The sequence below is a fragment of the Nocardia sp. NPDC049190 genome (assembly GCF_040648115.1).
In the GTDB taxonomy this organism is placed as follows: domain Bacteria; phylum Actinomycetota; class Actinomycetes; order Mycobacteriales; family Mycobacteriaceae; genus Nocardia.
The window spans coordinates 163,999-174,630 of record NZ_JBEZDE010000003.1 but is presented as its reverse complement, the minus strand read 5'-3'; the positions used below and the strand labels follow the sequence as shown (position 1 = coordinate 174,630).

Below are 10,632 nucleotides of genomic sequence, written 5' to 3'. Positions count from 1 at the left end.
GAATCGTCAGCCTTCCGGCGGCACGATCGTTTGCCAGGCGGGTGCGGTCTGCTCGCTCGCTTCCTTCCGCGCCTGTGCCTTGCTGCGCAGTCGTTCGACGACGACCAGGGTGCCACCGGCGAACAACGCGACTGCGGCGATGATCGCCGCCACGGTCGCCGCGTGAGCGAACCCCCAGCCCGCGATCGCCGCGGCCGTGACGGCGACGACGGCCGCGACCAAGAGCAGCCCGTAGCCTGGCCAGTTCCTGGTGTCGGCCAGCGTCGCCCCCGGTTGTTGCTCGGCGCCGCGAGCGATGTCCGGTGCATCGTCGAGCGGGGGGATCTCCCACGGCTTGTCGTCCGCTGTCATGGCGCTGCCTCCGGCCGCTGGTCCGGTTATCCGATGCGCAGAGAATGCCCCGATCACCGCCATCGAAACGGGTCGCGAAGCAGGCCGGCTCGGCCATAACCTGGCTCGGCCATAACACAGCAGTGCCCGGATCAGTTGTAGAACTCGGCGGCTTCGTCGAGCAGGGGCTGCACCGAGCCATAGCTGGGAATCGGCGATGACGTCGACATGGTTCAGCGTCGACCGCCCCTCGGGCGAACATGGGCGCGTCGCGCCGGTATCGCGATAGGGTCGGCCGATTCGTATCGGAAGGAGATTCGCATGTCCCGCGTAGCCGTCGTCACCGGTGCCTCGTCCGGGATCGGGAGGGCTACCGCCGTCGCGTTGGTCGAGCGGGGATACCGGGTGATCGGGACCAGCCGTGATCCGGACACGATCACTGCGGCAGTGTCCGGGGTCGAGTACCGCGCGCTCGATCTGACCGAGAAGGCATCGGTGGATGCGTTCGTCGCCGGGCTCGACCAGGTCGACGTGCTGGTCAACAACGCGGGCGAAAGCCAGGCCGGACCGCTGGCCGAGCTGCCGCGCGACGCGGTCGAGCGGTTGTTCCAGTTGAACGTACTCGGACCGGTCGCGCTGACCCAGGCGCTGCTGCCGGGGATGCGGGAACGCGGGTACGGCCGCGTGGTGATGGTCGGATCGATGCTCGCGAGTTTCCCGATGCCCTATCGCTCGTCCTACGTCGCGACCAAGGCGGCGTTGCGCGGCTTCGCGGTGGCCGCTCGATTCGAGGAGTCGGTATTCGGTGTGTGGATCACCGCGGTCGAACCGGGCCAGGTCGACACCGGACTACGGGATCGTCGGACGAAATATCTCGCCGAGGGTTCCCCGCATACCGCGGACTTCACCACTTTCCTGGCGAAACTGGATGAGCAGCAGGCGCAAGGCATTACGCCGGAGAAAGTGGCCGACACCATCGTGACAGCGATCGAGGCGCGGCGCCCGCGCCCGCTCTATGCCGTCGGCAGCAACGCGCCCGCTATGTTCGCTCTCCGTCGCTTGCTTCCTCGCGCCGTGCTGGAGCGCATCATCGCTCGGGCATACGGCCTTTCGCGCTGACCCGCCCAGGTCCGACCAGGCGTAACGTGCTGGTGCGCCGGCGACGCGGGTGCCGGCCCCCGGCACCCGACAGTGCGGCCGCCAAGGACGGGACAGCACAGCGGGATTCGCTATAGGCTGCTGGCCGGTAGGGGCAGTTGTCGAAGGGCGAAGGTGGTTGGCGTGTCGGTACGCGAAAAGGGTCGGGCAGTAGCTCTCACGGCACGGATTGCCGGGCACTATCTGAGCGAGCGAATCGGCCGATCCGCGACCACAGCCCGGCTCGGCGAGGTGCCCGCCGCGCCGGAAGCACTGACTCCCGAATGGCTGACCGCCGTGCTGTGCGACGGCCATCCGGATGCGAAAGTCGAGTCGGTCGCTCTCACGGGCGGAAGCGATGGAACGTCATCGCGCCGGGCGATCTCGGTGGAGTACAACGAAGCTGGCCGCTCGGCCGGACTCCCGACCGAGTTGTTCTCCAAATCCACTACGTCGCTGACCCAGCGAATCGTCTGCGGCCTGTGCCATCTCCTGGAGAACGAGTCCGGTTTCTACACACGCATTCGACCCGAGCTCGACATGGAAGCTCCGGTCGGCTACCACGCCGAATTCGATCCGCGATCATTCCGTTCGCTGTTTCTTCTGGAGAACGTCGTCACGACCAAGGGCGCCACGTTCGGCAATCCGCTGACCCGGGAGCTGGATCGGGCGATGGCCGAGGACATGGTGGGTCAGCTGGCCCGTTACCACGGGGCGTTCTGGGACAGCCCGCGGCTGCGCACCGATTTCGGCTGGCTGCTGACCGGCGAGCGCTGGCACACCGAGATAGACAACATGATCAACACGGCCAGGATGTTCCGCAACGGCATCGCGCGCGGCGAGGCGGTAATCCCGCCGGAACTACTGAAGCGCCGGAATGAGCTGTGGCCTGGCCTTTTCCGCGCGATGGCCCTGCACTCGAACACACCGCAGACCCTGGTGCACGCCGATGTGCACGCCGGAAACTGGTACCGCACCGCCGATGGCCGAATGGGGCTCTACGACTGGCAGTGCACCTTGCGCGGCAACTGGGCGCTCGATTTCGCCTATGCGTTGATGTCCGGCCTGACCATCGAGAACCGCAGAGCATGGGAGCGCGAACTGCTCGAGTTCTACCTCGATCGGCTCAAGGCCGCGGGTGGCGACGCCCCCGGGTTCAACGAGGCGTGGCTGCACTACCGGCAGCAGACCTTCCAAGGCATGTTCGCCTGGGTCGGCACCCTCGGCCAAGGCCGTATGCAGCCGGACATGCAGCCCCGAGACGTCAGCCTCGCCAACGTGGAACGGATCATGCAGGCGATCGCCGACCTCGAGTCATTGGATAGCTTGGACGAGTCGTATTCCGGCTGAGGACCGACCGCTCCGCTTCCGAAAACCACACGCCGATAGTCACATTCGACCGGCACGGCACCTCTGACGAAACGCACTTGCGCGACCTGACCCAATCGCCGGTCATCCGCTACCATAGTGCGCGACCGCAGGTCGCCCGCACCTTACAGAAGCAGCATTCCGACCATGGCAAACTGGAGCCGAGGCGCTGCCGAATTCATGCGAATCGCTCGCGACACGATCGACAGTGCGTTCAGAAAATTTGGCAAAACCTACAAGGACCGTTCCGGACGTTACACCGACGAATTACACAACGTCGCAGAGACAGAGGGCGACATCGAAGGCTCGGGAAGGATCGCGGGCGCCGACCGATCAGCGAGTCACGACGGCGGCCCGAGCGGCATCGAGTCATCCGCATACTCGGAGTACATGAAAGCGGATACGTATTATAGCGGAGCTCGCCTCTGGCAACTCGAACAAATATTTCCGCGAGCTTTTCGAGATCCAACCGTCGCGGTCGAGGAAGGGTACATTCGTGCGGCCTCGCACGGCATGGAACAAGTTGTGTACCTTACCGACCGGACCGATATCGCCGACGTATACGGCACCATCACGAAGTGGACCGACGTGCGCGATGGAGCGATGCGTTTCCATCCGGCAGGAATGGTGCTCGGAGTCGATGGTCGTGGCATCGCAGTGCGGCGAATGACCCCTGAGACCAGTACGGCGGCGACTTTCGAAGATGGTACGTCCAACCATGTGGGAACGACTGGAGGGCCTCTGGACACTTCCCACATCGTCAGCGCACGGTTCGAGGTCTACGAGGACGTCATCAACACTCCCGACGTCCACCTCGTGACCGATGGTTTCCCTGGTTTCGAAGGAATGAGTCAAGAATCTTTGCGCGACCCCACGATGGTGGCAGATCGACTTTCGTCCATTGCGGACGCGGTGCGCACACACTACCCGGATATCAATGTTTCCGTCGGCGTGAATCGTCTCTCGGTCGACGATGCCGTCAGAATATTCAAGGTGAGTTCGGTGCTCATATTACCGGCAAAGGTCGGCATGCTGGCCGCTGCTGCGGCCGCAGGCGACGAGGGCGGAGCGAGCCAATCGGACGTCGCCTAGCGCATTCGACGCAGATGGCGTGCCATCCGACTCGAGTGCATGCGCTGCCGCCTGCGCCCCCGCTCATTCCACGCGGCTGCCGATCGATTCGGCGAGGAAGGGCCAGGAGCGGTGCAGGTCATCTTCCCAGTAGCCCCACGAATGCGTACCGACCGGCCGATCGTCGAGCGTCACCGGGATATTCAGCTCGCGCAACCGATTCGTCAGGTTCACCGTGCAGAAATGGATCGCGGCTTCGATCGGCCCGCCGAAGGCGATCTGTACCGGCAGCGGAACCCGACCATCCCGCACCCGCGGGTCGGCCGGACTGTCATGCGGCACCGCCGGAATACCGCTGCCGGTACTCAAATATATTTCGGTACCACGCAACCGGTCCGCATTGACCAGCGGGTCGTTGGCGCGCCACAACGGTCCACTGCGCGGGCCCCACATATTCTCGACACTTTGCCCACCTCCCCAGTTCTCCACCGTCAGCCGAACGAATTCCTGCCCGATGGGATCCGAGGTCTGCGCGCAACCGCTGTAGGATGCCACACTCTTCCAGAAACCGGGCTTGGCGATGGCCAGGTTCAGTACCGAGGTACCACTCATCGACACCCCGACCAACGTACGGTTTTCGTTGGCGCCCAAAAACGCCTCGATAACGGGCGGTAGCTCCTCGTTGATGAACGTCTGCCACTTGTTGTGTCCCAGGACGGCGTCGTCACGCACCCAGTCGGTGTAGTAGGAGTTGCTGCCGCCGAATGGGGTTACGACGTTGACATCTTTATCGCGCAAGAAACTCACGACATCGGTCTGCGCGTCCCACCCGCTCTGATTCGGGCCACCTCCGGAGCCGTTGAGCAAGTACATCGTAGGCCGCGGCTTCGTCGTATCCGCGGCGCGGATGACTTGCACCAGGATCGATTTATCCATCGCCGGCGAGAACACCATGACATTCTGCTGTCGGTTGTTCACGTCCTCCGTCGACACAACCCGGGCCGTCCCGGGTGCCGCGGTGGCGGTGCTCATCGCGCCTACGAGACTTGCCGCGACCAGTGCACCGACTACCCAGCGCAGTGTTGCCGTATCTGTCCATCGCAGTGCTCTCACCGTCGGGAACCCTCTCGCGTCCATGTTGTCGACACTTCCGCCAATGGCATTGCAGATTGCTCCGGCTACTGCCGGAGCCCTGGAGCGGCATCGCTGAAGATTCGCGCTGCCACTGTCCCCGGTTTGGTCCAACCGCTCATCGCTATATATGCATTATCACTTATATGTTTCTCATATTTTATCGGATAGCATGGAAACTGTGAGTGCAAATAGTTACCGTCGTACGACCAAAACCTTCAACAAGATCATCGTCATGCTGCAACAGGCGGGAATCGCCTTCGGACCCATGCAATTGCTCACGGTCGAGGGCCGACGCAGCGGGCAGCTGCGCACCTTCCCGATCGCCGTGAACAGCCTGGACGGCGGCCGGTACATATTCCAGGCGTTCCCCAAGGCCGCATGGGTAGCCAACGTGCGGGCCGCGGACTCTGTCACGCTGACCAGAGGACGACAATCCTCGACGGCCCGACTGGTCGAGATCCCCGTCGCGCAACGCCGCCCGCTCCTACGCGAACTGGTTGCGACAAGCCCGAAGAGCGTCGGCAAGCGCTTCGTGACCACCGGGCTGGCCGATACGCCCACTCCGGACGGAGTGGCCGCGGCGGCAGATCGAATCGCGGTATTCCGCGTCGAGCACGGCTGATCGAACCACGCGATCACCAATGCGGTCGCTGATATCAAGGGCCGACATGCGCAGCTCGGCACCGGCCAGCGCTCATCGAGGTACGTGCCCCCAGTCGGATTCGAAACAATTTTGATGCGCTGGTCAGGGCCTCGGATTGCGTCCTAACAGCAAAAACACATCACTGTGATTCACACTGGATCACGCTGATTCGTGGGCAATTGTGGGCAAAATGTGGGCGGCAACCACGGTGCTCATCACCGAGGTTGTCCACTCAGGGCGCGCACTAGTTCGCCCCCCGAAACGCGAAGAGGGGTACTCACGATCGAGTACCCCTCTTGTGACGTAACCGGTCCTCGTCGACCGGGACCGCGCGGCCGTCGACCACCCTGAACGGCGGGCCGGGGATCCCGAACTCATCCACCATGCTCCATGTCCCGTCGTGGTGCTCCAGCCACGCGGCGGGCCGGTCCCGGTCGTCCTCCGGTGCCGTCACAGCGCTTCGTCCTCTACGCGTTGGATGATCTCGCTCACCGGAATCGACTCGTCTGGTTCGCCGCCGAGGTCGATTAGCCAGGGCAGAACCCAGAACAGGAGTATCAGCATGCCGACGACGACGGCCGTGACGATCAGGACAACTGCAAGTTCTTCGGGCATTCGCTGTACCCCTCGTGGCGCTGCTCGGTGTGGATGGGTAGCGCCCGGCGCCGAGGGGGTACCGCGTCGGGGGCGTCGTCCCGGCGCCGGGGCTGCCTCGAGGTTCCCGCACTGTGATGCGAGTCACTAGTGGCATAAGGGGTGGCATCCTGCCATGCACCCACCCACCGTGGAGGGATGATGATCCGATGGGGATCGGCTCATTGATTCGGGAGCTGCGGCAGGCACGTGGATGGTCGCAAGGCAAACTTGCCGACGAGCTGTCCAAACGTTCCGGCTGCAACATCACCCGCAACTACATCTCGCGCTGGTGGGAGAGTGAAAGATCGCAACCTAGCCCGTTCTGGCTCAGCCACCTATCCGCAGTGCTGGACGTCCCTATGGCGATCATGGAAGACGACGTGAACCGACGGAAATTTCTCGCACAGGCAGCAGCGACGAGCATCGCGCCAATTGTGGCGTCCGATCTACTCGCAACCGGCTTCTCCGCCCGACTGAATCACTGCGGCCCAAGCGTGGACGCCTGGCAAGACAAACTGATCACGTACGGCGCCGACTACATGTCGATGGGCGCGGCGGAAATTCAGCGTCGCCTCGTAGTCGACCTGGCCGTCTTGCAGCAGCAGCTCGAGCACCCGCAGATGTGGGCCGCGGCTGCGCGCCTGATGACCCTGTACGCGAAGACGTTTCCCGGTAGCGATGGCGTGAAGGCGGTCCAGTGGTATCGGATGGCCGCCGAAGCCGCAGACCGCTCCGAGGACGAAGAAACCCGCGTATGGGTGCGTGGGCGAGCGGCTATCGCTCTCGGCTACGAAGGTGCTGCGCTGCCCATCGCGGATATGTTCGCAGACCAGGCCATTGCGCTGTCCGATCGCCCGAGCCTCGGTCGGCTGAACGCGATCATGGGCAAGGCGCACGCCGCAGTGCTTCGTGGGGACAAGCGCACGGCACGCGCTCTGGTAGAAACCGGGCGCCGCGTATTCGACCGTGCTGGCTCTGATGGTGAGCAGACCTCCGACTACGCCGTGCCGTGGTGGCGCATGAACGTCTTCCTGTCGCTACTCGCGGCCCGGCTCGGGAATGAGAAATTGGCGGTTGAAGCGCAGGATGAGGCGCGGCGCGAATTGCCGGCCGAGCTGCCGCGGTTCGCGACGCATCTAGACATGCACCGAGGTCTGATGCTCGTCCGCTCGGGGGACCACTTCGAGGGTGTCCGCTCCGCTCGGACTGCACTGGATGCGCTTCCACCGGAGAAACACTCACTCACGCTTCGGATGCTCATGCAGGAGATCGCGGGCTCGACGAAGGCCAACTCCTGATGCCTGAGCACGTGGTGCGGTGTTGACCAGCAGATGACCTCAGCTGAACTGAGGCCATCGGCAGGGGTGTCAGTCTGACCGACACCCTTCGGTCTGCCGAAAATGACGAATCCGTTATTAACGTCGCGTGGGGCGGAGGAGGAGACGTTCAAGCTGAACGTCTGCCTCGCGCGCGCTGATGGACAGGATGTCCCTCAGTTCCGGGCCCGTCCGCCCCTCACGCGCGGGTGCGGGAAGCCTTGGGCAACCGTCGGTTATGACCACCGACAAGTCCGCCAGCCCCGAAATCCCCAGACCCGTAGCGGGCTGGAGCGCTTAAGCCGATGGAGCGGCCAGGAACGCCGAGCGGGGGTAGACGCCCAGGTGGCACCGGACTCCGGGGAACCGTAAGGACCCTCGTTAGCAGCACCTACCCGTGGCAGCAGCCGACCCCAGGGACGGGGTGGTGTCCCTGGGGTCGCGCTGTGTCACGGTCAGTTCTCGCCGGCCTCGACAGCGGTCGCCAGCTCGGCGACGCTGCCGTACCTCTCGATCCGGGCGTACGAGTACCGCCGACGTGCCGCGCGCACGATCGGACGTGAGACGCTTTCGTGGATCCAGATACGGCCCTCGAGGCGTAGCCATGTCGCGCGGACCGTCGACGGCGGATCGTTGAGGTTGACACCGGGCAGCTTCGGCCCTCGCGCGGTCACCTCAGCAATGACAGGCCGAGCCGTGATGTCGTCGCGACCGCGCACCACGTCGAACCCGAGCCCTTCCGTCTTGTATCCGGACAGCTCGGTGAAGTCGGCAACCATGTGCCACCCGCACCAGCAATCCCAATCCGGCGCAATGTGCCTATGCCTCACACAAAATGCCGCAGGCGTCCAGCGTGCTCGGTCTTCTTTCGGTCGGTCGCCGATGCGTGGCTGCGCTACCGCCTCGGGTCCACCGTAGAAACCGATCGTGCCGTTAGGCCGGATACCGTCGAAGCGGTAGCCGTGCACCACATCAGGCAGGGATGCCCGCGCGGCGAATTCGTCCTGATCGACAGCCGCGGTCATCAGCTCTCGTCCGGTTCACCGAGACGGACGACCGCGGCCGGGTGCGGGAACCCGAACGCGACGCGCATTGTGGCACGCACACCCACCCGGTCACTCGAGAAATAAGCGTCCTCGCTGATCCTCAGCGTGGTGTCGTTGCGCAGGACGGTGTACGTGAAGTCCCGCGGGATCGCCCAGATGTCACCGTTTGTGACGTAGGGCGAGACCAGTAGCGGCACGCCAAGTACTGTCCGCGCTCCCGGCATGGACGGGTCCGGTCCCAGTAGCGGCCGGTTACTGCCGGTGATTTCCTTGAGCTTGGCCAGGGCCAGTGCGGTTGTCGGGGAAGCGACGAAGCTGGTGATCCTGGCGCCGACGTTCTCGGCCTTGCTGATCGCCTCGGCGAACGGATCAGTGTTGGTGATACCGCCGCTGGTGTCGACCAACTGGTGTGTGGTGGAGCCGATGCCGGCCGGACCGTTGACCGTTGTCATGGCGAAGAACGCTGCGTCGAGCTTGGCTGTGAGGCTGCGGACCAGACCGGCGCCCACGATGTTGAGTGCGGCGGGGTTGGAATCTGCGGCCAGCTCGTTCGAGACGATGGTCAGCGCGGCGACCTTCTTCGGCGTTACCTCGAGTTCGTCGAATTCCTGATCGTCCGGGGTGATTTCCTGACCTTCCGGTGTCCAGGCTGCGGCCGGGTCTTCGGTGACGATCGGGAACTTGCTGGTGTTCGTGTCGGTGGACAGCACGCTCGTGACTTGGAATGCGACGGACTCGCGCTCGACGGGCTGGACGATGAGCTGGTGAATCTGCTGTGGCAGCAGACCACCGATACCGGACGCTGATGTGTAGAGAGGCATTGGGATGCTCGCAATCATGTAGCGGGACAGGGGAATCCGTGGGCTACAAGCCGCTTACGGGTGCCCCGCTGGGGCGAGCGTGAACGGTCCTCGGCAACCTGGCCTGACTGGACCGTTCACCTCACATGCTAGTCGCCACGCGATCGGGAGAAGGCATCCGACCACGACGTGCCGAGTCGGTCAGACGTGCCCGTCGCACCGGAGACGAGGCTGGCCGGCGGGGCGAGTGGCTTGAGCCGCTTCTGCCAGTGCGGACGCTGCTCGAGCAGTTCGGCCACTGCCGTTTTCACCTTGTCCTGGTCTATCGCGCCATCCTTACCGCGCAGCGCGTCGAGTTCGACACCGGACACCCACAGGTCCGCGGGGTCGGCCAGATGGTCGGCTACGAGTCGTTCGACCTCGGCGCGCTCGTAGGTGGTGACGCGCTCGCGCAGGCTGTCGCGTTCTGCTTCCGTGTCGCGGAGCTGGCGCCGGTACTTCGCTGCTTCCCGGTTGCCGGTCTGGTGCTCCGCGTCGGTTTCTGCCGCCTCCGTGTCGGGGGCCTGGTGCTGCTCGGTCGTCGGGTCGGTCTGTTCGGTCGCCTCGGCGGTCGGGGTGGTGTCGGTCATGGTGTGTCCTTTCCTGTGAACGGTGCTGTGACGTAGGTGTGTTCGGTGACTCGCTCGATGCCGTCGGCAGTCATCTCGTAGTGGACGACTTCGACCGTGCCGACCGGGATGTCGTCGACAGGCAGCTTGCGCAGCGGCACGACGTCCGGTGGGGCGCGGTGGTACTCGGGTAGGCCATCGTTGATGTCTTGCTCAGCGCTCATCGGCGTGTTCCTCTCTCGATTGACCTGGGGGACGGCTCCCTTTGCCTCTGTCTGCCGTCTCCGACCTAGGCAAGCCCTCCTCCCCGAACCCCCCCTCCCCCCGTGGAAAAAAATGAATGGGAAGGGCTTGCCTAGGTCGGAGATGGCGCCGGGCCGCCATGCGGAGACGCCCCCCAGGTGGTCACCAAGTGCGCCAGGTGACATACGTTCGCGGCGCGGTCGGCACGGCACTCTTGGCGGTCTCGCTGGCGACCTTGTCGTACTTCTGGGCATTGCAGAGTCGGTATTCGATGAGCTGCCTGTTTGTTGGCGAGCTCAT

General features: G+C 64.2%; 14 protein-coding genes. 5 read left to right on the top strand and 9 right to left on the bottom strand.

From position 1 onward, the window contains the following. Positions 1-6: 6 nt before the first annotated feature. Positions 7-351, bottom strand: a complete 345-nt coding sequence (locus tag AB0B25_RS04505; protein ID WP_357174581.1) for a hypothetical protein — start codon at positions 349-351, stop codon at positions 7-9. A gap of 300 nt (positions 352-651) precedes the next feature. On the opposite strand from AB0B25_RS04505, the gene AB0B25_RS04500 reads away from it, so the two are divergent. The 3 genes from AB0B25_RS04500 to AB0B25_RS04490 all read left to right on the top strand — a co-directional run bounded on the left by AB0B25_RS04500 (position 652) and on the right by AB0B25_RS04490 (position 3,927). Beyond that, positions 652-1,449, top strand: coding sequence for an SDR family oxidoreductase (locus AB0B25_RS04500; RefSeq protein ID WP_357174578.1), 798 nt, complete (start codon positions 652-654; stop codon positions 1,447-1,449). A 162-nt stretch (positions 1,450-1,611) separates the two neighbouring features. Further along, the gene (locus AB0B25_RS04495) at positions 1,612-2,817 is read left to right on the top strand and encodes an aminoglycoside phosphotransferase family protein (RefSeq protein ID WP_357174575.1); all 1,206 of its coding nucleotides are present in this window, start codon (positions 1,612-1,614) and stop codon (positions 2,815-2,817) included. A 165-nt stretch (positions 2,818-2,982) separates the two neighbouring features. Next, positions 2,983-3,927: a hypothetical protein gene (locus AB0B25_RS04490; protein ID WP_357174572.1), complete on the top strand. Its 945-nt coding sequence runs from the start codon at positions 2,983-2,985 to the stop codon at positions 3,925-3,927. A gap of 63 nt (positions 3,928-3,990) precedes the next feature. Here the strand turns inward: AB0B25_RS04490 and AB0B25_RS04485 are convergent, their stop codons facing one another. Then, positions 3,991-5,019: an alpha/beta hydrolase family protein gene (locus tag AB0B25_RS04485; protein ID WP_357174569.1), complete on the bottom strand. Its 1,029-nt coding sequence runs from the start codon at positions 5,017-5,019 to the stop codon at positions 3,991-3,993. Between the two features lie 190 nt (positions 5,020-5,209). Between AB0B25_RS04485 and AB0B25_RS04480 the strand changes: the two genes are divergently transcribed. After that, positions 5,210-5,662 carry a nitroreductase/quinone reductase family protein gene (locus tag AB0B25_RS04480; RefSeq protein WP_357174566.1) on the top strand — a complete coding sequence of 151 codons (453 nt, stop codon included), beginning with the start codon at positions 5,210-5,212 and terminating at the stop codon, positions 5,660-5,662. Between the two features lie 298 nt (positions 5,663-5,960). Here the strand turns inward: AB0B25_RS04480 and AB0B25_RS04475 are convergent, their stop codons facing one another. Then, entirely contained in the window at positions 5,961-6,137 is a 177-nt protein-coding gene (locus AB0B25_RS04475; RefSeq protein WP_357174563.1) for a hypothetical protein, read from the bottom strand. After that, entirely contained in the window at positions 6,134-6,298 is a 165-nt protein-coding gene (locus AB0B25_RS04470) for a hypothetical protein (protein WP_357174560.1), read from the bottom strand. The genes AB0B25_RS04475 and AB0B25_RS04470 overlap by 4 nt, the downstream gene beginning before the upstream one ends. A 188-nt stretch (positions 6,299-6,486) precedes the next feature. Here AB0B25_RS04470 and AB0B25_RS04465 point away from each other — a divergent pair, with 188 nt between their 5' ends. After that, positions 6,487-7,617: a helix-turn-helix transcriptional regulator gene (locus AB0B25_RS04465; protein ID WP_357174557.1), complete on the top strand. Its 1,131-nt coding sequence runs from the start codon at positions 6,487-6,489 to the stop codon at positions 7,615-7,617. Positions 7,618-8,090: 473 nt separating this feature from the next. Here AB0B25_RS04465 and AB0B25_RS04460 read toward each other — a convergent pair whose 3' ends face one another. The 5 genes from AB0B25_RS04460 to AB0B25_RS04440 form a co-directional block, all read right to left on the bottom strand. Continuing rightward, on the bottom strand, positions 8,091-8,660 hold the full coding sequence (locus AB0B25_RS04460; RefSeq protein WP_357174554.1) for a hypothetical protein: 570 nt from the start codon (positions 8,658-8,660) through the stop codon (positions 8,091-8,093). Beyond that, positions 8,660-9,502 (bottom strand): phage major capsid protein, encoded by an 843-nt coding sequence (locus tag AB0B25_RS04455; protein ID WP_357174551.1) that lies wholly within the window; start codon positions 9,500-9,502, stop codon positions 8,660-8,662. Before AB0B25_RS04455 ends, AB0B25_RS04460 begins: the two co-directional genes overlap by 1 nt. 128 nt (positions 9,503-9,630) lie before the next feature. Then, the gene (locus AB0B25_RS04450; protein WP_357174548.1) at positions 9,631-10,110 is read right to left on the bottom strand and encodes a hypothetical protein; all 480 of its coding nucleotides are present in this window, start codon (positions 10,108-10,110) and stop codon (positions 9,631-9,633) included. After that, positions 10,107-10,313, bottom strand: coding sequence for a hypothetical protein (locus AB0B25_RS04445; protein ID WP_357174545.1), 207 nt, complete (start codon positions 10,311-10,313; stop codon positions 10,107-10,109). Before AB0B25_RS04445 ends, AB0B25_RS04450 begins: the two co-directional genes overlap by 4 nt. A 181-nt stretch (positions 10,314-10,494) precedes the next feature. Next, on the bottom strand, positions 10,495-10,632 hold the full coding sequence (locus AB0B25_RS04440) for a hypothetical protein (protein ID WP_357175035.1): 138 nt from the start codon (positions 10,630-10,632) through the stop codon (positions 10,495-10,497).